This is a genomic window from Amycolatopsis sp. NPDC114503, from assembly GCF_055633655.1.
Window position 1 is genome coordinate 335,687 of record NZ_JBVKDT010000005.1, and the last position, 21,621, is coordinate 357,307.

Sequence of the window (21,621 nt, forward strand, 5' to 3'; positions counted from 1 at the left end):
ACGTCCGGTGCAGAGTCCGACGGTAGCCCACTCGCGCAGCCTTGGCAGCCCGTCCCGGAGGGTGGCCTACTACCCTCGAACCCCGTGACCGCCCTAGACGACGTCCTCGCCGCACACGGCGCCGCCGTCCGCCCGCTCTACGAAGTGCTAGGCCTGCTGCGCAGCGGCTCGTACGAGTTGCCCGACCTAGTGCGGCTCACCGCTGCCCCGCGCCGAAGCGTCGAAGACCTGTTGGCGGCGCTGGAACCGGACCTGGAACGCTCCCCCGCCGGCGTCCGGATCGCCCCCCAAGCGCGCCCCGCCTACGCGTCTTACTCCCTGCCCTCTCTGCCCGACCCCCTCGACGCAGCCGTCGCCGCCCAGCCCGCCCTGCTCACCATGCTGGCCGAACGAATCGCCGCCGTCCCGCCGCCGCTAGCCGCCCTGGACCACGTGCAAGCGACCCCGGAGACGGTGCTGCGCCGCGCATTGTGGCTGAACTCTCGCTACGACCTCCGCCGCAGCAAGGTCCTGTTCCTCGGCGACCACGACCTGACCTCCCTTGCCGTGCGCGCAGTGTGCCCGGAAGCCGAACTGTCCGTAGTGGACCTGGACGAACGCGTCCTGTCCTACCTGGACACAACCGGCGAACGCACCATCTTCACCGCCCACGCCGACCTGCGCGTGGGCCTGCCGCCCGCCCTGACCGGCAAAGCAGACCTGGTGTTCAGCGACCCGCCCTACACGCCAGAAGGCATGGGCCTCTTCGCCGCCCGCGCGGTGCAGGCTTTGAAGGAACCCACCGAAGGCCGAATCCTCCTAGCCTACGGCTACAGCCCACGCCACCCCGCCCTAGGCGCACAGGTACAGCGTTCCCTAGCCACCCTTGGCCTGACCTTCGAAGCGATCCTCCCCGACTTCAACCGCTACACCGGCGCACAAGCAATCGGCAGCGCAGCGGACTTGTACGTCTGCCAACCCACCGCCAAAGCGAAAAAGTCCTTCGCCCGCAAGGGAAGCTCCGCGATCTACACCCACGGCCCGCAGTCAGTAGAATCGGCCGCGACTAAACCGGGCCTGCTGGCAGCCGCCCGAGAAATCGCCTCCGAAGGCGGCCTAGCCCTGGAAACCCGCCCCGTCGGCTGGGCCACGTCCGGCCCGGAAGGCGACGCCGTCGCCATGGACCTCTCGGCAGATCCCGGCCCATGGCTCCTGCGCACCCTGCTGGGCACGAACGCCCGCCGCCTGGCGCTGCTGGTACCGAACAACCACCCCGACCTCGCAGACGCCGCCGCCCAAGCAGCCCTGACGTCGCTGGTGGCGGACAAATATCGGCTGCGCCTGCTCCGCAGCACCCCCGACAACCGCCACGCAATCGTCGCGGCAGACGTAGTGGACCACCCGTCCGACCTGCTGACCCGAGCCCACGCGAGGCTGGCGAACGCCGCACTGAACGTCCCCGCGGACTTGGCGGACCTGCGCCTGGTGGACGTGCCACGACACCGGCTGGCGGAGCTTCTCCCCGACTGAACCCAGCGCAACTGGGGCGCCAGGGTGAAGCAGCTGGGGCGGCCAGATTGAAGACCTCGTAGCGGCCAGATCGCAGTCCCCGCCCCGCACCAGCGCAATCACCTCGCCCGAACTCGCGCGTCGCCAGCCAGGCCGTGAGGGCCACCCTGCAGGACTCTGATTCCCTCAGGGCCCCCCTCACGACCAGCACGGCCGTGAGGGGCCCCTTCACGGAACTAGATTCCCTCAAGGACCCCTTCACGGACCGCCCCCACCCCACCCGGCCCGCGAACCCAACACAACCAACCACCCAACCCCCCGCGCACCACCCACCCACCCGCAGCCCGCGCACCCAACCCCACCAACGCACCCACACCACCCCCGCACCCCGATACGAAGCCAAAAATGCAGTCTGCGGGGGCTTGTCAAGGCATCTTTCCCGCCTTGACAAGCCCCCGCAGACTGTCATCACAATGAGCTTCGGGGTGCCCCACTAAACAAGGCGCAATGTCGCCCCCAGGCGACGAGCCGCCCCCTAAAACAACTCCCCAGCCAACTCCCGATAAACCCGAATCACCTCATCGTCATAAACCTGCAACCGCACCCCCGGCAACCCAGGATGCATCTGGTACTTCCCCGTAACCACCTGCACCACAACATGATCCGCCCCAGCCGCCACATGCTCCCCCAACCTCCGAGCAACCGCGCCGACACCCCCCAACGCGACCACTTCGTCAATCAACCGATCAGACCCGGCCAAATCCTCCTCCGAATACCCCAACCGCCGCAAATTGCTCACATAATTGCTCAACCCCAAATAAGGATTCTCCACCCGAGGCCGAGCCACCTCCCGAGCCCGAACCAGATCCGAATCCACCACCACCTTCTGCTCGGGAGCCACAAACCCGCCAGCCCCCACCGCCTCCCGAGCCACCCTCGTATGCCCAGGCGGAACCAGATACGGCACCACCCCACCAGCCCTCTCCGCAGCCAACTCCAGCATCCTCGGCCCTAACGCAGCGAGCACCCGCCCAGAAACCGGCACCCCGCCCTCATCCAACACATCGAGAAACCGCCGAACCGCATCCATCGGCCGCGCATACCCCGCCGACTGCTCCCGATGCCCAGCCCCGATCCCGAGCACGAACCGGCCAGGAAACCTCGACGTCACCCGCTGATACGAAGCAGCCAGCACCGCCGGATCCCCCGACCACACATTGATGATGCTCGACCCCACCACCAACGACTCGGTAGCCCCCAGCAACTCGTCAATCCCCGCCAGATCGACCCCAGGCCCACCGAGCCACAGCCCCGAGTACCCCAGCTCCTCGATCCCGGCAGCCATGGCCGGAGTAGTCAACGCCCCGACCTGCCAAACCCCATACCCGCGCAATCCGATCTTCATGAAGACCACCGTGGCCACCAAAAAATGGACCAGCAAGTCCAAAGCAGAGCCAAAAAAAGGCTCCCCGGCACCAAAGCCGGGGAGCCTTTCCCGAGAAAAAAACCTCAGCCAGTCACGCCATCCTGCTCAGCAGCCTTGGCCACCGCGGCCGCCACCTCCGGCGCAACCCGAGGGTCCAACGGACTCGGCACGATCCGATCCCGCCCGAGATCATCCGAAGCCACCGCAACGATCGCCTCCGCGGCGGCCAGCTTCATGTTCTCCGTGATCGCCCGCGCCCCCGCGTCCAGCGCCCCCCGGAACACCCCGGGGAACGCCAGCACGTTGTTGATCTGGTTCGGGAAGTCGCTCCGCCCAGTAGCGACGATCGCCGCGTGCTGCGCGGCCACCGCCGGATGCACTTCCGGGTCCGGATTGGACAGCGCGAACACGATCGAGTCATCCGCCATCGTCGACAGCAGCGACGGGTCGATCGTCGCCCCGGACAGGCCGAGGAACACGTCCGCCCCGCGCAACGCCTCGGCCAGCCCGCCGGTCAGCCCTGCCTTGTTCGTGGTCTCCACCAGCTGCCGCTTGATCGGGTTCAGGTCGTCGCGCCCGGCGTGCACGATGCCGCGCGAGTCGAGCACCGTCACGTCCGCGACGCCGGCCGCGAGCAGGATCTTCGCGCAGGCCACCCCAGCCGCGCCCGCTCCGGACACCACGACTCGCTCGCCGGCGATGTCGCGGTCGAGCACCAGATTCGCCCCGCGCAGCGCGGCGAGCGTGACGATCGCGGTGCCGTGCTGGTCGTCGTGCATGACCGGGCAGTCCAGCGCTTCCTTGAGCTTGTCCTCCAGCTCGAAGCAGCGCGGCGCGGAGATGTCCTCGAGGTTGACCGCGCCGAACGACGGGCGCAGCCGGACCAGGGTCTCGACGATCTCGTCGACGTCGGTGGTGTCGAGCACCAGCGGGATCGAGTCCAGCCCGCCGAAGGTCTTGAAGAGGACCGATTTGCCCTCCATGACCGGCAGTGAAGCGCTCGCGCCGATGTCCCCGAGCCCGAGCACCGCGGTGCCGTCGCTGACCACTGCCACGAGCCGGTCCGCCCAGGTGTACCGCTTCGCCTTGGCCGCGTCCTCGGCGATCGCGCGGCTCACCTTCGCCACGCCGGGCGTGTAGGCGATCGAGAGGTCGCGCGGGTCGGAGATCGGCCGGGTCGCCGCCACGGAGAGCTTGCCGCCCTCGTGCCCGGTGAAGATCTCGGCGTCGGTCACGGCCGCGACGGTGCTGGCCTGGTCGGTCATCGGGGTTCCTGTCGTGGGAATGACGGAAGCGGGCGGATGGGTCTGGGTCATCGAACGTACTCCTGGGACTGCGAGCGGGGGACCACCTGGTCGACGGGCGAACACGCCCGTCGCGTGTGGGAACTCGTCCTCCGGACGGCAGCCCAGCGCGGTAGCGCCGGCCTGTCGGCGAGGCGTCTGCACGGCCATCCGATCCGTGGGGTGTGGCGATGGCCGCCGACGCTGCGGTTCGTCAATCATGACAGGCCCCCGGTCGGACCCGACCCCTCGGTGCGGCTCATGTCACAGATTCGCGATTCCCAAGACGTCCGTCCGGTTTCGGAAGCAGTTCCGTTCCGGGTCCGGAAATCGCACTCGATATGGTGACGGCCATGGACTTCCGCCCGCTCAAGGTCCCCGACGCTTTCGAGTTCGTCCCGCGCGTCTTCCCCGACGAACGCGGGCTCTTCGTCGCGCCGTTCCAGGAGGAGGCGTTCGTCCGCGCGGCCGGGCACCCGCTGCGGGTCGCGCAGACGAACCACAGCGTTTCCCGAGCGGGCTCGATCCGCGGCGTGCACTTCGCCGACACCCCGCCGGGACAGGCGAAGTACGTCTACTGCCCGAGCGGTTCGCTGCTGGATGTGGTGGTGGACCTGCGCGTCGGCTCGCCGACGTTCGGCGAATGGGACTCGGTGCGGATCGACTCGGCCGAGTTCCGCGCGGTGTACGTCGCGGAGGGCATCGGGCACGCCTTCATCGCGCTGGAAGACAACACCGTGATGGCATATCTCTGTTCGGAGCCGTACAACCCGGCAGGCGAGCACGGCATCAACCCGCTCGACCCGGCACTGGACCTGCCGTGGCCCGCCGGACTGGCGCCCATTGTGTCCGAAAAGGACAAAGCAGCGCCGACCCTGGCCGAAGCGCTCGGCCAGGGCCTGCTGCCCTCGTACGCGGATTGTGTGGCGTACTACGAAAAGCTGCGGTCAGCGCACCGCTAGGCGCGCACGCCGTCCTCGGCGATGACCCGTTCGATATTGCGCTCGGCCAGCGCGGTGATCGTCACGAACGGGTTCACGCCGGTGCTGCCCGGAATCAGCGAACCGTCCATCACGTACAGATTCCGGTACCCCTTCACGCGCCCGTAGTTGTCCGTCGCGTCGCCGAGCACCAATCCGCCGAGCGGGTGGTAGGTGAAACGGTTCTCGAACGCCCGCGTGTCGCCGAAGAGGTCGTAGCGGTAGATCGTGGAATTCGCCTTGTTGATCCGGTCGAACAACGACTTCGCCGCGTCGATCGACGGCTGCCCCTGGTCCGGCGTCCACTGCAGTTTCGCCGAATCGCTGGCGGCGTCGTAGGTGAAGTGGCCGCGCTCCGGGTTCTTGGTGATCGCCAGGTACAGGCTCGCCCACGTCTCGAGGCCGGCGGGCACCGGCGCGATCTCGGCGAACACCGGATGCGTCGGGTTGTCCCAGTCGTCGATGCCGAGCGCGGGCATTCCGGCCTCCAGGCTGCCGGTCGTGTCCCACACGTGGTTGGCCCGGCCGAGCATCACGTTGCCGTTGGTGCCCCAGCCCTGGCCGACGGCCTCGGACAGCCGCGGCAGCCGTCCGGTGTCGCGGGCGCGCACCAGCAGTTCGGTCGAACCGAGGCTGCCCGCGCCGAGGAAGAGGTACTTCGTGGACAGGTGCTTGGTGGAGAGCACGTTGCCGAGCGCGTCGGACTCGCGCACGACGAGCGTGTACGTGCCGTCCGGCTGCTGAATGATCTCGCGGACCTGGTGCAGCGTCTGGATGGTCACGTGCCCGGTGCCGAGCGCGGCGGCGAGATACGTCTTGTCCAGCGAGCGTTTGCCGTGGTTGTTGCCGTAGATGACCTCGGACGCCAGCGCCGAACGCTCGACGGTGCCCGCCTCTTCCTTCTTCATGTACTCGAAGTCGTAGACGCTCGGCACGAACGTGGTCTTCAGCCCGGTTTTCTGCGCGGCTTTCCGGGAAACCCGCGCGAACTGATACGACTTGCAGGTCTCGAACCAGTCCTCGTCGATGTGGTTCACGCCGAGACCGGCGTTGGCGCGCGGGTAGTACTTGCCGTACATCTCGTCGGCGTCCACCTGCGGCAGGATTTCCTCGAAGTACGAACGCTTCGGCTGCACCGCCATCGCGCCGTTCACCAGCGATCCGCCGCCGACGCCGCGCCCGACGTACACCGACATCCCGCCGTAGTTCACCCGGTCCAGCACTCCGGCGTACGGATCGATGTCGTGGTTCGCGACGTCCAGCCACAGGAACGAGGCGAGCGGCGCTTCAGTGCGCTTCTTGAACCACATCGACCGCCGGTCCGGCTTCAGCATGTCGCAGAAGACCTTGCCGTCCGGGCCGGGTTCGTTCCACAGCTGGCCCATTTCGAGCATCACCGTGGGCACGCCCGCCTCGCCGAGCCGCAGCGCGGTGACCGCCGCGCCGTACCCGGTGCCGATCACCACCGCGGGCGAATAGTCCGGCAGCGGCGCGACGGTCGCGGCCCGCGCGGTCGTCGCCGAAATGCTGGTCAGTCCGAGGGCCGCGGCGGAGTTCAGCGCGGCGAGGCCGAGGAATCGGCGACGGTTGAGGGAGGCCATGCCCGGCATGCTGACGTGGTGCCGAGCACCCTGGCAAGGCTAAAACGAACGCTATTCGCATTTGCCCAGTAAACGGTGTTAATTTTCACTCGCCCGGGGGAACGGGAAGTACAGGTTTCGCCGGTCAGGCGGCTTTCCGGGGCGTGACCCACACGGTGATCGTCGCGGTGACCACTTCGGCCCCGCGGGCGTCCACGATCCGCACCGGAACCGGAAGATCGAATCCCTCGGAACCGAACTCGGGGATCTCCGGCAATTCGGCGATCGCCCGCAGCCCGGTTTCGGCTTTCGCGACGTAACTCACTTCCATGCCCTTGGGCAGCCACCGATGCGTGGCCGGGACGGTGGCCTCGGCCAGCATGCCCATCGCGATTTCGGCGAGGTTGCAGGCGGCGATCGCGTGGAAGGTCTTGATGTGGTTGTGGACACCCCACCACTTCGGCGCGGTCACCGAACAGTGCCCGGGGCGGATCTCCCGGATGCTCGGCAAGACGGTGCCGAAGTAGGGCACGCGCAGGCACATCGCGGCGGAAAACAGCTGCTTGCCACCGGGTTTGGCGGCCAGCTTGCGCCACAGCCCGTACGTCGACGGCGAACCCATCAGCACCTCCCAGGTGAAGTTACTCGTCAGTAGCCTCGCATACGACGAGCCTGCCGGGCAAACCCGCCCCGGCTATATTCGGCCGCGTGGCACATCGGCTCTTTCTTCTCCGGCACGGCCAGACCGAATGGTCGTCGAACGGCAAGCACACCGGGCGCACCGACATCCCGCTGACCCCGGCGGGCGAGGACCAGGCGCGCGCGGCGGGCGGCACCCTGCGAACCCTGCTCGGCGGACCCGGGCTGGTGCTTTCCAGCCCGCGCGGCCGCGCGCTGCGCACGGCGGAACTCGCCGGCCTGCGCGTGGACGAGGTCACCGAGGACCTGGCCGAATGGGACTACGGCGACTACGAAGGCGTCACCACGCCGGAGATCCGCGAGACGGTTCCGGATTGGACCGTCTGGACCCGCCCGATCCCCGGCGGCGAAAGCGCGGAGGACGTGCAGGCGCGCGCGGACAAGGTGCTCGACCGGGCCCGGCGCGAAATCGAGAACGGCGACGTCGTCCTGGTCGGGCACGGGCACTTCAGCCGCGTGCTCGTCGCGCGCTGGCTCGGCCTGCCCGGCACCGCGGGCGTCCACTTCGGACTGGACCCGGCCGGTCTCGCGGTGCTCGGCGACGAGCGCGGCGAACCGCAGATCGAGCACCTGAACCTGCTGCCCGCGTTGGAGGGATGAAGTGACCGACCCCCGCGTGCGGCGGATCAAGCCGGAAGACGTCGACGCCGTCGTGGAGCTCGTCTACGCGCTGGCCGAGTACGAACGCGCCCCGCAGGAATGCCATCTCACCTCCGAGCAGCTGCACGGCGCGCTGTTCGGCGAGGCGCCCGCGCTGTTCGGCCACGTGGCCGAAGCGGACGGCGAGATCGCCGGATTCACCTTGTGGTTCTTGAACTTCTCGACTTGGCGCGGCACGCACGGGATCTACCTGGAAGACCTGTACGTGCGCGAGGAGCAGCGCGGTTCGGGCCTCGGCAAGGTGCTGCTGGCGACGCTGGCCGCGGAGTGCGTGGACAAGGGCTACCACCGGCTGGAGTGGTCGGTGCTCAACTGGAACCCGGCGGTCGGGTTCTACCGGGCGCTCGGGGCATTGCCGCAGGACGAGTGGTCGGTGTATCGGCTGACGGACGAGCCGTTGAAGGTGCTCGCCAAAGAAGCGTGAGACTCGTGAGTGCCTACGCCGGTTAGAACCGGCGTAGGCACTCACGACCGCTTACGGCGTCGGCAACGGCAGCCCCGGCAAGCTTTGATCCGCCGGGACAACGCCGTCGACCAGGTAGTCGTCGACCACCTTGTCCACGGCCTTGTTGCCGCCGATTCCGTAGATGCCGTGGTCGCCTTCCCCGGTGACGGTCAGCATCCGCGAGTTCTGGAACGCGGCATGCGCCTTCCGCGCACCTTCGATCGGCGTGGCCGGGTCGTGCTCGGACTGGACGATCACCACCGGCGGCACGCCCTTCCCGTTCAGCACCGGCATCGGCCGCGGCTGTCCCGGCCAGAACGCGCAGACCTGGAGCCCCATCCACAACGAACTGTCCAGGGTGATGCCCCGGTCGAGGTATTCCTGCGACCGGCGGATCAGCGACTGCCGGTCCCCCTTCCACGGCCCGTCATTGCACAGGGTGGTGATCAGCGTCGACACCATCGCGTCGTCAGCACCAGCCTGCGCCGCTACGCCCATCGGGCCGGTCTTCTTCGCCTCCGACAACGTCTTGCCGAGCGCCGCCCGGGCGTCGCCCTTCGCCTGCGCCGAAACCCGCGCGTCGGTCAGCGTTTTGACCCGGACCAGCACGGAGGCGATGGCCGGGAACTGGCTCTTGGCCTTGAGCGCGCCGATGATGAAGGAGTCCAGCGCGACCGCGCCGAGCTTCGTGCCGTTCACCTCGACCGGCGCGCGGGTCAGCGCGTACCGGACGCTTTCGTAGGTCTGCCGGGCCGCCTCGCCGCTGGTGCCGAAGTGGTATTCGGCGTCGTAGCGCGCCAGCCACGGCATGAAGTCCTGCCGCCAGCGGCGTTCGTAGCCCACCGGCTGGAAGTCGAACGACTGCTGCCAGCTGCCGGTGAACTGGGTCGAGGAATCCAGCACGAACCGGCCGGTGTGCCGCGGGAACTGCTGGGCGTAGTGCGCGCCGAGCCAGGTGCCCGCCGAGTACCCGATCCAGTTGATCCGTTCCCGGCCGAGCAGAGTGCGCAGCAGGTCGAGATCCCGGACGTTCTGGAAGGTGCTGATCAACGACCCCAGCTCGCCCGCGGCCCGGTGGCAGGCGGTCGCGGTGTACCGGGTCGCGTCGACGATCTGGTTCAGATTGCGCGGATCGCGGTCCCGCGGATCAAGGTCCGCGCCGGTGCCGAACGCTCCGCCGCAGCTGACGTTCGTGCTGCGGCCGGTGCCGCGGGTGTCGATGCCGATGATCTCCTGGTGCTCGCGCAGTTTGTCTTGGCCGCGCAACAGCACCGGGAACCAGCGGCCGGGGCCGCCGGGGCCGCCCGGGTTGGTGAGCACCGACGCCGTGGTGGCGCCGGTGGACTTGAGCCTGCTGATCGCGATGGTCAGGTACTGCCCGTCGTCCGGGCGGTCCCAGTCCCGGGGCGTGCGATAGCTGGAGCATTCGAGCCCCGAGATGTCGGTGCCCGGCGGCAGGTCGGCCAGCTCGCCCGGTGCGCAGGCGTGCCAGTCCAGCACCTGCCCGGTGTAGCGGGCCGGGACCTCGGCGGCACCAGGACTCGCCACTGCCGGAGCCGCACCGGCGAGCAGTCCGCACAGGGCCGCCGTGCTGGTCACGACGAGACGCAGTCTCCTCATGGGTTCCCCTCTTCGGAATTCGGGTGAATTCGGTTGCGCAGTCCCGATTCCATCGGCTGAGGGGTGCCGCTACCAGTGCCGCCGCGTCACCTGTCCGCTATGACGTGACGTCACTGTCGCTCAATCCTGTTCGCGGCGCTCCCGCTCGGCACGCCGCCCCGCGAGACCGCCGCGCTCGGCCGCTTCTTCCTCGGTCTCGTCGTCGTGCATTCCGAGCGCCCACGCCCGCGACGGACGGCGGAACAGCAACACCAGCGCCGCCAGCCCGCACAGCCCGATCGGCACGCCCCACAGCGGCTGTCCGGACGGCCCCAGCAGGTACCAGCCGACCCCGATCAACAGCAGCGCCACGACGACGCCGGGCGAACGCGCCCACGTCTGGCCGAGCAGCAGTCCGACCGAAGCGGCCAGGAAGATCAGCGCGAGAACCGCGTAGGTGCCGAATTCCGCCCACACGTTGTTGCCCGGGATCGGCGGGGTCCGCAATCCGTGCACCAGCAGCACCACGCCGAAGACCAGCAGGCCCAGCCCGGGCAGCCCGGTCAGGACGCCGGCGAGGCGGACCTCGAACGGGGTGGGCGGCGGATTCTCGGGATGAGACACGGTCGCGGCCCTTTCAGCTGCTGTGCGGAACTTCGCGGGAACTTGCCGGGGCACAGCCACCCGACCAGCGCGAGTCACCGTGCGTGAGCACTACCGATCGTATGCCACCCGGTCGGCCGTTTTCCGGGGCGGCGGCCGAAGAGAAAATCGGGGTAGTCGTCGATGAGCGGGCGGTCGGCCCGGGTGCACTTGTCACGACGCGCGGAGTTTTCGCCGTCTGCAGAGGAGGACCGCCCGCCACAGGGTCGCCACAGGTCACCGAGCCGGGACGGCGTGCGCAAGCGGCTGAGCTTCGCGTCACCATGTGGCGCTGGAGGTACGTCCGCCGGGCGGAAAGCACTTACCCTGCGGTAGTGCGCGCCATCCTTGTCGTGAACCCCCAGGCCACCTCGACCACCGCGGGTGGCCGGGACGTGCTGGCGCACGCGCTGGCCAGCCAGGTGAAGCTGGACGTCGTCGAAACCGACTACCGCGGGCACGCGCTCGCGGTGGCCCGTTCGGCGGCGAGGGACGGCTACGACCTGGTGGTGGCGCACGGCGGCGACGGCACGGTCAACGAGGTCGTCAACGGCCTGCTCGCCGATTCCGCGGGCGCTCCCGGACGCTCCGGGTCCGTCCCGATGCTCGGCGTCGTGCCGGGCGGCTCGGCCAACGTGTTCGCGCGCGCGGCCGGACTGCCCGCCGATCCGGTCGAGGCGACCCACCAGCTGCTCACCGCGCTGGAAACCGAACGGACCCGGCGGATCGGCCTCGGGCTGGCCGACGGGCACTGGTTCACCTTCAACGCGGGGCTCGGCTGGGACGCCGACGTCGTCGGCCGCGTCGCGAAACGGCGCGGCAAGCAAACCAGCGCGAGCCTCTATCTGCGGGCCGCCGTCCGCTCCTACTTCCGTCCTCCGCTCGGGCGCCCGGCGCTGACCGTCCGGATCCCCGGCGAGGAGCCGGCCGAGGCGGTGACCGCGTTCGTGTCGAACACCGATCCGTGGACTTACCTCGGGGAACGTCCGGTCCACCTCAACTCCGGCTGCTCGTTCGAGACCGGATTGGGCCTGTTCGCGTTGAACGGTCTGCGATTGCCCACCGTGTTCACGCATGTACGGCAAGCTCTCCTCACGGAGAGCGATCAGCACGGCCGCCGTCTGCTCCGCCGCGACGATGTGCCTCTGATCCGCATCGACGCAGCTGAACCGGTCAACTTCCAGGTCGACGGGGACCTCGTCGGGCAACGCACCCGGGTCGAGTTCCAGAGCGTTCCCGATGCACTCACCGTAGTCGGATAGCCGAGTGACCACTGATCGCCCGCGGCAAAGTGCGCCCTGCCGCTCGGCGACGCAAACCCTCCGTTCACCGCACCGGCCTTCCGGCGAGCGGACATTTTCAGAACGAAACCGCAGGTCAGAGGCATAGCTCGGCCGGGTGAGCTGACTCACCGATCTTGTCGAAACCCTTGTCGAACGCGGTGCTTCGTGAAAGCATTCACAAGCACCCAAAAACACGACCGCCACTACTGTGGCGCGGCCCTCCCGCGTCACTGTGAAGGAGCTCACGAACATGGACTGGCGCCACGACGCGGCCTGCCGAGATGAGGACCCCGAGCTGTTCTTCCCGGTGGGAACCAGCGGTCCGGCTCTGTTGCAGGTCTCCGAGGCGAAGGCCGTGTGCCACCGCTGCCCCGCGGCTTCCGACTGCCTGGCCTGGGCTTTGGCCAGCGGCCAGGACGCCGGCGTCTGGGGCGGAATGAGCGAAGACGAGCGACGCGCGCTCAAGCGCCGCCGTACGCACATCGGCACGCGTACCACCGCCTGAGTCTTTACGACTCAGCTGCAGCACCCAGAATCGCAAGCACCACCACCTCGGACCGGACTTTCGCCCGGCGGGCATTCGCGTGCCCGTGCCGCACATGGCGACACATACCCGGTTCGAGCGTAACAACCGAGGTCGGCCACCCCGCATCCGGGTGCCGCCTCACCCAGGACTATCCAAGTCCTCCCGCGGAACGTTGAACGGGCCGGTACCGCCGAGCTTCACGGGTACCGGCCCTTCAACGCGTCTGGGGTCCGATGTGGACGCACTCAGACTTCGAGCGCCCAGCGCACGTAACGTGTCTTCGGCGTGAATCCGGCGCGCGCGAAAACTCCGGGCGCTCCGGACGGGCTCGCCGAATCCACCACCAGACTGGCTTGGTCGTAGCCGTTTTCGGCGGCAGCCCGCAACGCACACCCGATCGCCGCGCTGGCGAGCCCGCGGCTCCGGTCAGCGGGGCGGGTTCCGATCACCATGAAGTGCGCGTCGCGAATTCCCGTCGCCTCGGAGTCAGCGGCCCAGGAGTTGGCCAGCACGAGACTCGCCGGAACCCCGGTTTCCTTGTCCCGCAGCAGGAAGCTGAGTTCCGGCCGCAGGGTGTGGTTGGCGGGCTTGTTCTGCCACGCCTCCTTCGACAGCGGCGCTGCGGACCAATGGTCCACAAAGGACTCGTTGCGGACGAGCCGGAACTCGTCCGCGTTCTCCGCCGACCACTGCTCGGCCTGAAACCCGTCGGGCACCGCCGCGACGGGGCCGCCGAGCGGATGCTCCATCCGCTGGAAATAGCGGACCGGCGCGAACCCTTGCGAGCGAACGAGTTCCGGCACCCCCGCGATGTGCTCGGCTTTGTGGACGTCCACCACCAGCCTGAGCGCCGGGTGCCGCGCCGCGTGCACGATCTTCGCGGCGTCGATCCCGGCCGCCACGAGCGTGGTGCCGATTCCGCGACGGCGGTACGCCGGATGAACCCCTCCGTCGAGAAGCATCCGGTCGACCTCGTCCGCGAATTGCTTGTAGCGGATCTTCATGTAGCCGACCATGCGCTCGCCGTCGAAGGCGGCGAGACTCGCGCGTTCGAGATCGGCGTACGGATCGACCAGTTCCTGGAGAGTGTCTTCCGCGGTGTAGTACTCGCCGATCCGGTCGACCGTTTCGATGGCGTTGAGCAGATCGGCCGAGGACTGGGCGTCCGCTTTCGTGAGCGGCCGCCACGTGACGTCAGGCATGCGCCGGACAGTAATCCGGCGTCACCAGGCTGTCGCCGGATTTTCTAGAGCCGCCGCGACAACGGGATCCGCAGCGCCGCTTCGGTGCCCGGCACCCGGTTGCCCGCCTCGTCGGTCCGGACCTGGCGCAGCGAAAGCGACCCGCGCAGCTCCGATTCGACCAGAGTCCGCACGATCTGCAGGCCCAGCCCGTCGCTGCGCTCCAGCGAGAACCCGGACGGCAGCCCGCGGCCGTTGTCGCGGATCAGGATGTCCAGCCAGCGCGCCGACCGCTCCACGATCAGCTCGACCTTGCCCGGCCGTCCCTGCGGGAACGCGTGCTCGATCGCGTTCTGCACCAGTTCGGCCAGCACCATCACCAGCGGCGTCGCGATCTCGGCCACGACCACGCCGAACGAGCCCTTGCGGCTCATCCCGACCTTCGATTCCGCGGTGGCGACCTCGCCGACCATCGGGAGCACGTTGTCGAGCAGCTTGTCCAGGTCCACGCGCTCGTCGACGGAGATCGACAACGCCTCGTGCACCATCGCGATCGACGACACCCGCCGCACCGATTCGCCCAGCGCCAGCCGGGCCTCGTCGCTCGTGGTGCGCCGCGATTGCAGCCGCAGCAGCGCGGCGACGGTCTGCAGGTTGTTCTTCACGCGGTGGTGAATCTCGCGGATCGTGGCGTCCTTCGACATCAGCGCGCGGTCGCGGCGCTTGACCTCGGTGACGTCGCGGACCAGCACCAACGCACCCGCGGGCTGTCCGGCCGGGCGCAGCGGCAGCGCACGGAACAGGACCACCGCACCACGCTTCGAATCGGCCTCGGTGCGGGTGGACGGCTTGCCGTCGAGGGCCTCGATGATCCGGTGCGACACCTCGGTGGCGTCGAACGGGTCGCGGATCAGCGACCGGGTGAGCGGGGCCAGCCGCTGCCCGACGAGGTCCGATTCGTGGCCCATCCGGTGGTAGGCGGACAGGCCGTTCGGGCTGGCGAAGACGACGGTGCCGGCCTGGTCGAGCCGGACGAGGCCGTCGCCGACGCGCGGGCTGGTGTGCGTGTCGGTCTGGTTGCCGCCGGCGGGCGGGAAGGTGCCGTCCACGATCATCTGGCACAGGTCGCCCGCGCTGCCGAGGTAGGCGATCTCCAGCGGGCTCGGCACGCGCGGCGCGGCGAGGTTGGTCTCGCGGCTCAGCACGGCGATCACCTCGCCGCCGAAGCTCACCGGCACCGCTTCGCGGCGCATCGGCAGGTCGCGGTACCAGTGCGGGTCTTCCTCGCGGCAGATCTTCACCTCGCGCATGGCCTTGGCCAGCTGCGGGTGCTCGTCCACGGTGAACCGGGTGCCGACGACGTCCTCGGGATGCGCGGTCGGCGCGGTGGTCGGCCGGGCGTGCGCGACGCACACGAAATCGCCGCCCTCGGGCTGGTGTTCGGCGGAAACCGGAACCCAGAGCAGGAAATCGGCGAACGAAAGGTCGGCCAGCAGCTGCCACTCCGCGACGACGGTCTGCAGGTGGTCAGCCGCTTCGCCGGGGAGGCCGGTGTTCTCGGCGAGCAGGTCGGAAAGGGTCGACACGGCTACCGGCCGCCCTCGAATGCGGTGTGTTCGTTCATGCCTGCGCACCTCCTGAGTCCATCCAACCAGAGCGTACGGCGGGCGCCACCGAGGTGTGGAGGAGCCGCATGACACACTTGAGCGGTTGACCCGTGCCCGGCCGGTGTGTCGCACCCCGCCCCGGGCCACTCAGCGGACACCCGAGGAGAGAACATGTCGAAGCGCGCCCGCAAGCGTCGCGACCGCAAGAAGAACGGCGCCAACCACGGCAAGAAGCCCAACGCCTGAGTCCGCGCCAGGACCTGACACGGCCCCCGCACCTGATCGGTACGGGGGCCGTTGTCGTGGTGGTCAGTCGCGGCTGGTGCGCTGTTCCACGGTGATCTCGGTGCGCTCCACGGTGACGCCGCCCTGCGTGGCGACGGTCTGCCGGATCGACGCGCGCAGCCTGCTCTTCAGCTCCGCCGGGGCGAGGTCGCCGCCGCATTTGCGGGCCAGCAGGTGCTTGAGCTGCTCGTCGATGCCGTACTCCTCGAGGCACGGCGGGCAGTCCTCGATGTGCCTGCGCAGTTCCGCGTCCCGCTCCGGACTGCATTCGCGGTCCAGCAGCAGGTAGATCTCCGCGAGCGCGTCCTCGCAGGGCATCTTCTCCGCGGGCACGTCTTCCGAGCTCATCGTTTCGCCACCTCCTCGCGGTTCCCCCGGATGAAGCCGCGCTCGCGCGCGACGTCGGCCAGCAGGTCGCGCAGCTGCGCGCGGCCGCGGTGCAGCCTGGACATCACGGTGCCGATCGGAGTGTCCATGATCTCGGCGATCTCCTTGTACGCGAAGCCCTCGACGTCGGCGAGGTAGACCGCGAGCCGGAACTCCTCGGGCAGCTTCTGCAAAGCCGCCTTCACGTCGGTGTCCGGGAGGTTGTCCATCGCCTCGACCTCGGCCGAGCGAAGACCGGCGGAAGTGTGGCTTTCCGCCCTGGCGATCTGCCAGTCGCTGATCTCGTCCGTGGGCTGCTGCACCGGCTGCCGCTGACGTTTGCGGTAGCCGTTGATGTAGGTGTTGGTGAGGATGCGGTACATCCACGCCTTGAGGTTCGTGCCCGCCTTGAAGGACGCGAACGCCGCGTACGCCTTCAGGTAGGTCTCCTGGACCAGGTCCTCGGCGTCGGACGGGTTGCGGGTCATCCGCATCGCGGCCGCGTATAGCTGGTCGAGCAGGGGCATCGCGTCGCGCTCGAAGCGCTCGGCGAGCTCCAGTTCGTCGGCCGCCGTCTCCGGCGCGGAGTTGGGGGTGCTCGGCAAACCGTTCCCTTCCCGTTCGGCGTCGATGCGCGTCTGCGCATACGGCAGCACCGAGTTTACGCGGGGGTTCGGGAAGCCGGTCCCGGGACGGCTCCTGCTGGCGCGGGGAGTGGCGAGCGTGGTGGTCACGATGGGTGTAACAGAACGTGCCGACCGGGCATTCCCGGACGGTTTCGTAGACTCGCCGCCATGGCGGGCAAGGGCACTCCGGCGACGGCGCTGCTGCAGAAGCAGAAGGTGCCGCACACCGTGCACACCTACGACCACGATCCCCGGGCGGAGTCGTTCGGCCTGGAGGCGGTGGAAGCGCTGGGCCTGGAGCCGGGCCGGGTGTTCAAAACCCTGGTCGCGGACGTGGACGGAAAACTCGTCGTCGGCGTGGTGCCGGTCACCGGCCAGCTGGACCTGAAAGCCCTGGCCGCGGCGGCGGGCGGCAAGAAGGCGAAAATGGCCGATCCGTCCGCTGCTCAGCGGGCTACCGGGTACGTGCTCGGCGGGATTTCGCCGCTCGGCCACCGGAGCCGCCTGCCGGTGGTCGTGGACGGCTCGGCGCTGGACTACCCGACGATGTTCTGCTCCGGCGGGCGGCGGGGGCTTGAGGTGGAACTGGACCCGGCTGAGCTGGTCCGGCTGACCGGCGCGGTGGTGGCCGGGATCGCGGCGGGTTAAGCGGCTTCGAGGACGAAGAACAGGAAGCAGAGGAAGGCTTCCTTGCCTTGCATTTCGTCCGGGAACTTCTCCCGGGCACCTTCTGCCGGATAGGGCTCGCTGATCACTGCCGTGCGGAATCCGGCCTTGGTAAAGGCGTTGGACATCGCGTGCAGCGGGCGATGCCAGTATTCGAGCACGCCCTTCTGACCGTTGAAGGTGTACTCCTCGGACCATCTTTCGGTGGCGAAGTAGTTGCCCTCGGGGTGAACGATTTTGTAGATGATCGGGTGGTTGACCGCCAGGATCAGTCGCCCGCCAGGCCGGATGATCCGCCGCAGTTCGGCCAGCGGGGCGGTCCAGTCCTCCAGGTAGTGCAGCACCAAGGCCGCGATGACGTCGTCGAATTCCTGGTCGGCGTAGGGCAGTGGCTGGCTGATGTCGGCGACCCGGAGGTCCGCGTCCTCGCCGAGTCTTTTCCGGGCGAGCTCGACCATGGTGGTGCTGAAATCGAACCCGCTCACGTGCGCGCCGCGGTCCCTCAGCGAGGCGAACAGCGGCCCGGCACCGCAGCCCGCATCGAGAATCCGTCTGCCTGCCACGTCTCCGGCGAGATCCAGAATCGCGGGGCGGGTGTAGTAGGCGTTGATGAGACTGTGCTCGGTTTCGATCGCGTAAGCCTCGCCGAAAGTGTCGTAGTCGTTGGCAGCCATGGGATCCACCCTGGCACGGACTTCGGTCAGGGGGTCGGCGCGCGCCAGTAGCGTTTCAGGATCTCCAGTTGAAGGGTGCACTCGACAGCGGTGATGTCGTCGCTGCCGGGCAAACCGCCGCTCACGAAATCGGCCAGGTCGTCTTCGCCGCGGAAGACGCCGTCGTAGACGAAGGTGGACGACGCCGCGGTGAGCGCGAGGTACCGGGTCGCCGGGTGCGCGGCGATCGCGGCGCCGAGCCGGGCCGTCGCCGCCGGCGGACAGGAGATGCCGAGGACGGCCTCGACCCGGTAGCCGAGCTTTCCCGGCTCGATCTCGACGCGAGGCCGCAGCAACCCGGAACCGAACATCGCGGTCGCGACGCGGCGGGCCCGGGACTCGGAGATGTCGAGCACGCGAGCGACGTCCGAGTAGGGCGTCCGCGCGTCGTCGCGCAGAACCGCCGCGACTTCGCGCTCCAGCGGGCCGAGCTCGGTCCCGGGTTCCTCCCCCGCCGCCCCGGCGTGCCCGGCGAGCATCTCCTCCTGTTCGCGAGTCAGCCGCCGAAGCCGCCACGCCGCGGAGCTGGTGAGCCGGCGCAACGCCCACTCCGCGCGCACCGAGCGGATGCCGGGCACGGCGGGGATCTCGTCGACCAGCGCGCGGGCCGTCGCGGCGCGGGTCATCCCGTGGACCACGGCGTACACCTCTCCGCGGCCCGCGGCGAGTGCGAGGTGAGTGGTGTCGGCGCGGCGCACCAGTGCTTCCGCCACCTCGCGGGCCCGACCGGGCTCGGCGCCGATCCACACGTGCACTGGCGGAGCCTCGGCGAGCAGCGACCAGTCGACCTCGCAGATGACGCGGAGCAGGCCTTCCTCCAGCATCCGGCCGTAGCGCCGCCCGACCGTGCGCGCCGAGCTGTCCAGGACGCGGGCCAGCACGTCGAAGGGTGCGCGGGGCGCGTGCTGCAGCGCGGCGACCAGGTCGAGGTCGAAGTCGTCCAGTACGCCGTCGTCGGCCACCGGGTGCCCTCCTTCGAGTTCGTGCAGCGCAGCCTACCCAAGAGAGATCATGACTGAATCAGGCGAATATCACTACTGATTGCCTGGATACGGCACTTCATGGAATTCTTGTGCAGGAACACGGCCAAACAGAGGCGTCGAGCTTGTCTCGGACGGAGAAAGTGACCGCATGACCCACCCGATCGCCTTGGGCTCGGTGACCGCGACGCGCGTCGTCGAGTACGAAGGAACCACCCGCCCGCCCGAAGCGATGTTTCCCGGCCTCGCGCAAGACACGTGGCGAGCGCACGAATCCGGGTTTCCGCCGGATTCCTGGGACCGCGAGTCCGGACTGCTGCGCACCTGCGTGCAGACGTGGGTGCTGCGCAGCGGGGGCGCCACGATCCTGGTCGACACCGGTGCCGGCGACGGCAAGGACCGGCCCGGCACCCCGGCGTTTCACCAGCTGCGCACCGGGTTCCTCGACCGGCTGGCCGCGGCGGGCGTCGCACCCGAAGACGTCGACTTCGTCGTGAACACGCACCTGCACGCCGATCACGTCGGCTGGAACACCCGCCTCGACAACGGCGAGTGGCGCCCGACGTTCCCGAACGCGACCTACCTGCTGCCGCGCGCCGATCACGACTACTGGAACCCGGCTGGCCCGCATCGGCCGAAACTGGCCCAGATCAACGAAAATGTCTTCGCCGACAGCGTCGCTCCGGTGGTCCACAGTGGACAGGCCCGACTGTGGGAGGGCAGCTGCGAGATCGATGGAGCTCTCCGGCTCGAACCGGCTCCCGGGCACACGCCCGGGTCGTGCGTGCTGACCGTGCGTTCCGGCGCCGACCGGGCGCTGTTCGTCGGCGACCTGCTGCACCACCCGCTGCAGTTCGCCGAGCCCGGCCTCAACAGCTGCTTCTGCGAAGACCCCGTGCAGGCAGCGGCGACCCGGCACCGGTTGCTCGGCCAGGCCGCCGAGGACCGCGCGCTGGTCTTCCCCGCACATGTCGGAGCCGGACCGGCTGTGGAGGTCGTCCGGGACGGATCGAAGTTCGCCGTGACGCGATGGGGGTCTGACGCATGACCGTGGTTTCCACCACCGCCGGGCGAGTCCGGGGCACTGTGCGGAACGGGGTGCACACGTTTCGCGCGATCCCCTATGCCGCGCCGATGTCCGGCGCGGCTCGGTTCCGCGCTCCCTCCCCGGCACCGCGCTGGGACGGCGTGCGCGACGGCACCCGCCCTGGCCCGACCACGCCGGCCGCGCGGCGCGATTTCGGCGGCACCGACCTGCGGCCGGTGCTGGGTTCCGGCTGGATTCCCGGTGCGGACTACCTGTCGGTCACCATCAGCACGCCCGACCCGGCCACCGCGGGCCTGCCGGTGTTGGTCTTCTTCCACGGCGGCGGGTTCACCGCGGGCACCGGGCAGACCGAGCTCTACGACGGCGACACCTTCGCCCGCGACGGCGTCGTCCTGGTGACAGTGCAGTACCGCCTGGGGGTCGCCGGGTGGTTGCGGCTCCCCGACGCCCCGGCCAACCGCGGCCTGCTCGACGCGCTCGCGGCTCTGCGCTGGGTGGCCGGGAACATCGCGGCGTTCGGCGGCGACCCCGGCAACGTCACGGTGGCCGGACAGTCCGCCGGGGCCATGCTTGTCGCCGCGCTGCTCGTCGCTCCGGGCGCCGAGGGCTTGTTCCGCCGGGCGATCAGCCAGAGCGGCAGCGGCGAATGCGCTTTCCCGGCGGAGAAGGCCGACCTGATCACGCGGGCGACGGCCGACGCGCTCGGGGTGGCTCCTACCGCGGCAGCGCTGAGCGAACTGGACGACGAGCAGCTGGTCTCCGCACCGGCCGCGATGCCCCCGGCCGCGATCGCGGGATTCCGCGATACGTCGCTGGGCACCAGCGCGTACAAACCAGTCCTGGACGAGGAAACGCTGCCGGATCAGCCCGCGTCGGGGCGCACGGCCCCGGTCAGCCTGCTGATCGGCACCAACGCCGACGAGGCGAGGCTGTACACCGCGAACGTCGACGAGACCCAGCTGTACGCCGCCGCGGCCCGCCGGTTCCCGGACCCCGACGCAGCCATCGCCCGCGCACGGGAGCGGCGCCCCGGCTCGTCCCCGGCCGAGCTGGCCGCGCGCTTGATGACCGAGGCGTACACGGCGAGCAACCTCCTCCTCGCGGACGCGCACAGCGGAGCCGGAAACCGCACCCACGTCTACGAGTTCGCGTGGCCCCAGCCCGGCCCGGACCACCCGCTGGGGGCGTGCCACTGCGCCGAGCTGCCGTTCGTGTTCGACCACGCCGCCCTGCCCGGCCTGTACGGCCAGTCGGGCTTGCTCGGCAGCGAACGACCGGATTCCGAACTGGCCGCCCGCACCCACACGGCCTGGGTCTCCTACGTCACGAACGGCGACCCGGGCTGGCCCGCCTACCGCCCGGACGCGACCGCGGTCATGCGCATCTCCGAAGACTGGGAGGTGAAGATCTGACGCCGTGCTACCGCCCAGGCTATCCGGCGCTCTCCGCCCGAGATCTGTCTCAGCGCCAGTTGCCCACAGGCCAGCAAAGCTGTGGATAACTCCACGGAGCTGGCGCTGAGCAGGCAAAATGACTGT

22 protein-coding genes are annotated in these 21,621 nt (G+C 69.2%); 10 read left to right on the forward strand and 12 right to left on the reverse strand.

What is annotated here, in order from left to right:
• Window positions 1-84 precede the first annotated feature (84 nt).
• Window positions 85-1,509 (forward strand): bis-aminopropyl spermidine synthase family protein, encoded by a 1,425-nt coding sequence (locus tag ACZ7OI_RS23340; RefSeq protein WP_470266300.1) that lies wholly within the window; start codon window positions 85-87, stop codon window positions 1,507-1,509.
• 514 nt (window positions 1,510-2,023) lie between these two features.
• On the opposite strand, the gene ACZ7OI_RS23345 is transcribed toward ACZ7OI_RS23340, so the two are convergent.
• Window positions 2,024-2,893, reverse strand: coding sequence for a TIGR03620 family F420-dependent LLM class oxidoreductase (locus tag ACZ7OI_RS23345; protein WP_470266301.1), 870 nt, complete (start codon window positions 2,891-2,893; stop codon window positions 2,024-2,026).
• Between the two features lie 104 nt (window positions 2,894-2,997).
• Entirely contained in the window at window positions 2,998-4,179 is a 1,182-nt protein-coding gene (locus ACZ7OI_RS23350) for an NAD(P)-dependent malic enzyme (protein ID WP_470266302.1), read from the reverse strand.
• 371 nt (window positions 4,180-4,550) lie between these two features.
• On the opposite strand from ACZ7OI_RS23350, the gene ACZ7OI_RS23355 reads away from it, so the two are divergent.
• Window positions 4,551-5,159 carry a dTDP-4-dehydrorhamnose 3,5-epimerase family protein gene (locus tag ACZ7OI_RS23355; RefSeq protein WP_470266303.1) on the forward strand — a complete coding sequence of 203 codons (609 nt, stop codon included), beginning with the start codon at window positions 4,551-4,553 and terminating at the stop codon, window positions 5,157-5,159.
• Here the strand turns inward: ACZ7OI_RS23355 and ACZ7OI_RS23360 are convergent.
• Window positions 5,156-6,778 (reverse strand): GMC oxidoreductase, encoded by a 1,623-nt coding sequence (locus tag ACZ7OI_RS23360; RefSeq protein ID WP_470266304.1) that lies wholly within the window; start codon window positions 6,776-6,778, stop codon window positions 5,156-5,158. The two genes, ACZ7OI_RS23355 and ACZ7OI_RS23360, sit on opposite strands and share 4 nt — an antisense overlap.
• Before the next feature lie 124 nt (window positions 6,779-6,902).
• A complete protein-coding gene (locus ACZ7OI_RS23365) occupies window positions 6,903-7,379 on the reverse strand; it encodes a hotdog fold domain-containing protein (protein ID WP_470266305.1) in 477 nt (158 codons plus the stop codon).
• An 86-nt stretch (window positions 7,380-7,465) separates the two neighbouring features.
• Between ACZ7OI_RS23365 and ACZ7OI_RS23370 the strand changes: the two genes are divergently transcribed.
• Both ACZ7OI_RS23370 and ACZ7OI_RS23375 read left to right on the forward strand, forming a co-directional pair.
• Complete coding sequence (locus ACZ7OI_RS23370; RefSeq protein ID WP_449670460.1) at window positions 7,466-8,056, forward strand: acid phosphatase; 591 nt, start codon at window positions 7,466-7,468, stop codon at window positions 8,054-8,056.
• A 1-nt stretch (window position 8,057) separates the two neighbouring features.
• On the forward strand, window positions 8,058-8,540 hold the full coding sequence (locus ACZ7OI_RS23375; protein ID WP_470266306.1) for a GNAT family N-acetyltransferase: 483 nt from the start codon (window positions 8,058-8,060) through the stop codon (window positions 8,538-8,540).
• A 51-nt stretch (window positions 8,541-8,591) separates the two neighbouring features.
• On the opposite strand, the gene ACZ7OI_RS23380 is transcribed toward ACZ7OI_RS23375, so the two are convergent.
• Window positions 8,592-10,181 (reverse strand): alpha/beta hydrolase, encoded by a 1,590-nt coding sequence (locus tag ACZ7OI_RS23380; RefSeq protein WP_470266307.1) that lies wholly within the window; start codon window positions 10,179-10,181, stop codon window positions 8,592-8,594.
• A 120-nt stretch (window positions 10,182-10,301) separates the two neighbouring features.
• A complete protein-coding gene (locus ACZ7OI_RS23385) occupies window positions 10,302-10,784 on the reverse strand; it encodes a hypothetical protein (protein WP_470235902.1) in 483 nt (160 codons plus the stop codon).
• 353 nt (window positions 10,785-11,137) lie between these two features.
• Between ACZ7OI_RS23385 and ACZ7OI_RS23390 the strand changes: the two genes are divergently transcribed.
• Complete coding sequence (locus tag ACZ7OI_RS23390; RefSeq protein WP_116202565.1) at window positions 11,138-12,064, forward strand: diacylglycerol/lipid kinase family protein; 927 nt, start codon at window positions 11,138-11,140, stop codon at window positions 12,062-12,064.
• A 271-nt stretch (window positions 12,065-12,335) separates the two neighbouring features.
• Window positions 12,336-12,590, forward strand: a complete 255-nt coding sequence (locus ACZ7OI_RS23395) for a WhiB family transcriptional regulator (RefSeq protein ID WP_009082948.1) — start codon at window positions 12,336-12,338, stop codon at window positions 12,588-12,590.
• 266 nt (window positions 12,591-12,856) lie between these two features.
• On the opposite strand, the gene ACZ7OI_RS23400 is transcribed toward ACZ7OI_RS23395, so the two are convergent.
• Together ACZ7OI_RS23400 and ACZ7OI_RS23405 are read right to left on the reverse strand one after the other, a co-directional pair.
• Window positions 12,857-13,813 carry a GNAT family N-acetyltransferase gene (locus ACZ7OI_RS23400; protein ID WP_470266308.1) on the reverse strand — a complete coding sequence of 319 codons (957 nt, stop codon included), beginning with the start codon at window positions 13,811-13,813 and terminating at the stop codon, window positions 12,857-12,859.
• Between the two features lie 44 nt (window positions 13,814-13,857).
• Window positions 13,858-15,378 (reverse strand): sensor histidine kinase, encoded by a 1,521-nt coding sequence (locus ACZ7OI_RS23405; protein WP_470266309.1) that lies wholly within the window; start codon window positions 15,376-15,378, stop codon window positions 13,858-13,860.
• A gap of 192 nt (window positions 15,379-15,570) precedes the next feature.
• Between ACZ7OI_RS23405 and ACZ7OI_RS23410 the strand changes: the two genes are divergently transcribed.
• Window positions 15,571-15,645, forward strand: coding sequence for a 50S ribosomal protein bL37 (locus ACZ7OI_RS23410; protein ID WP_098515123.1), 75 nt, complete (start codon window positions 15,571-15,573; stop codon window positions 15,643-15,645).
• A 63-nt stretch (window positions 15,646-15,708) separates the two neighbouring features.
• On the opposite strand, the gene rsrA is transcribed toward ACZ7OI_RS23410, so the two are convergent.
• Both rsrA and ACZ7OI_RS23420 read right to left on the reverse strand, forming a co-directional pair.
• Window positions 15,709-16,032, reverse strand: coding sequence for a mycothiol system anti-sigma-R factor (gene rsrA, locus ACZ7OI_RS23415; RefSeq protein ID WP_116202568.1), 324 nt, complete (start codon window positions 16,030-16,032; stop codon window positions 15,709-15,711).
• Entirely contained in the window at window positions 16,029-16,655 is a 627-nt protein-coding gene (locus ACZ7OI_RS23420) for a sigma-70 family RNA polymerase sigma factor (protein WP_037816837.1), read from the reverse strand. Before ACZ7OI_RS23420 ends, rsrA begins: the two co-directional genes overlap by 4 nt.
• A 189-nt stretch (window positions 16,656-16,844) precedes the next feature.
• Between ACZ7OI_RS23420 and ybaK the strand changes: the two genes are divergently transcribed.
• The gene (gene ybaK, locus ACZ7OI_RS23425; protein WP_470266310.1) at window positions 16,845-17,324 is read left to right on the forward strand and encodes a Cys-tRNA(Pro) deacylase; all 480 of its coding nucleotides are present in this window, start codon (window positions 16,845-16,847) and stop codon (window positions 17,322-17,324) included.
• Here the strand turns inward: ybaK and ACZ7OI_RS23430 are convergent.
• Window positions 17,321-18,016 (reverse strand): class I SAM-dependent methyltransferase, encoded by a 696-nt coding sequence (locus ACZ7OI_RS23430; RefSeq protein WP_470266311.1) that lies wholly within the window; start codon window positions 18,014-18,016, stop codon window positions 17,321-17,323. The two genes, ybaK and ACZ7OI_RS23430, sit on opposite strands and share 4 nt — an antisense overlap.
• A 26-nt stretch (window positions 18,017-18,042) precedes the next feature.
• A complete protein-coding gene (locus ACZ7OI_RS23435) occupies window positions 18,043-19,017 on the reverse strand; it encodes an Lrp/AsnC family transcriptional regulator (protein ID WP_470266312.1) in 975 nt (324 codons plus the stop codon).
• Between the two features lie 169 nt (window positions 19,018-19,186).
• Here ACZ7OI_RS23435 and ACZ7OI_RS23440 point away from each other — a divergent pair, with 169 nt between their 5' ends.
• Complete coding sequence (locus tag ACZ7OI_RS23440) at window positions 19,187-20,083, forward strand: MBL fold metallo-hydrolase (RefSeq protein ID WP_470266313.1); 897 nt, start codon at window positions 19,187-19,189, stop codon at window positions 20,081-20,083.
• Window positions 20,080-21,495 carry a carboxylesterase/lipase family protein gene (locus ACZ7OI_RS23445; protein ID WP_470266314.1) on the forward strand — a complete coding sequence of 472 codons (1,416 nt, stop codon included), beginning with the start codon at window positions 20,080-20,082 and terminating at the stop codon, window positions 21,493-21,495. Before ACZ7OI_RS23440 ends, ACZ7OI_RS23445 begins: the two co-directional genes overlap by 4 nt.
• The last annotated feature ends 126 nt before the right edge of the window (window positions 21,496-21,621 follow it).

Coding starts and splice junctions, on each gene's coding strand:
- ACZ7OI_RS23360 (WP_470266304.1), bottom strand. CDS start 6,778: ATGGCCTCCCTCAACCGTCGCCGATTCCTCGGCCTCGCCGCGCTGAAC.
- ACZ7OI_RS23445 (WP_470266314.1), top strand. CDS start 20,080: ATGACCGTGGTTTCCACCACCGCCGGGCGAGTCCGGGGCACTGTGCGG.
- ACZ7OI_RS23395 (WP_009082948.1), top strand. CDS start 12,336: ATGGACTGGCGCCACGACGCGGCCTGCCGAGATGAGGACCCCGAGCTG.
- rsrA (WP_116202568.1), bottom strand. CDS start 16,032: ATGAGCTCGGAAGACGTGCCCGCGGAGAAGATGCCCTGCGAGGACGCG.
- ACZ7OI_RS23430 (WP_470266311.1), bottom strand. CDS start 18,016: ATGGCTGCCAACGACTACGACACTTTCGGCGAGGCTTACGCGATCGAA.
- ybaK (WP_470266310.1), top strand. CDS start 16,845: ATGGCGGGCAAGGGCACTCCGGCGACGGCGCTGCTGCAGAAGCAGAAG.
- ACZ7OI_RS23440 (WP_470266313.1), top strand. CDS start 19,187: ATGACCCACCCGATCGCCTTGGGCTCGGTGACCGCGACGCGCGTCGTC.
- ACZ7OI_RS23380 (WP_470266307.1), bottom strand. CDS start 10,181: ATGAGGAGACTGCGTCTCGTCGTGACCAGCACGGCGGCCCTGTGCGGA.
- ACZ7OI_RS23345 (WP_470266301.1), bottom strand. CDS start 2,893: ATGAAGATCGGATTGCGCGGGTATGGGGTTTGGCAGGTCGGGGCGTTG.
- ACZ7OI_RS23350 (WP_470266302.1), bottom strand. CDS start 4,179: ATGACCGACCAGGCCAGCACCGTCGCGGCCGTGACCGACGCCGAGATC.
- ACZ7OI_RS23365 (WP_470266305.1), bottom strand. CDS start 7,379: ATGGGTTCGCCGTCGACGTACGGGCTGTGGCGCAAGCTGGCCGCCAAA.
- ACZ7OI_RS23355 (WP_470266303.1), top strand. CDS start 4,551: ATGGACTTCCGCCCGCTCAAGGTCCCCGACGCTTTCGAGTTCGTCCCG.
- ACZ7OI_RS23400 (WP_470266308.1), bottom strand. CDS start 13,813: ATGCCTGACGTCACGTGGCGGCCGCTCACGAAAGCGGACGCCCAGTCC.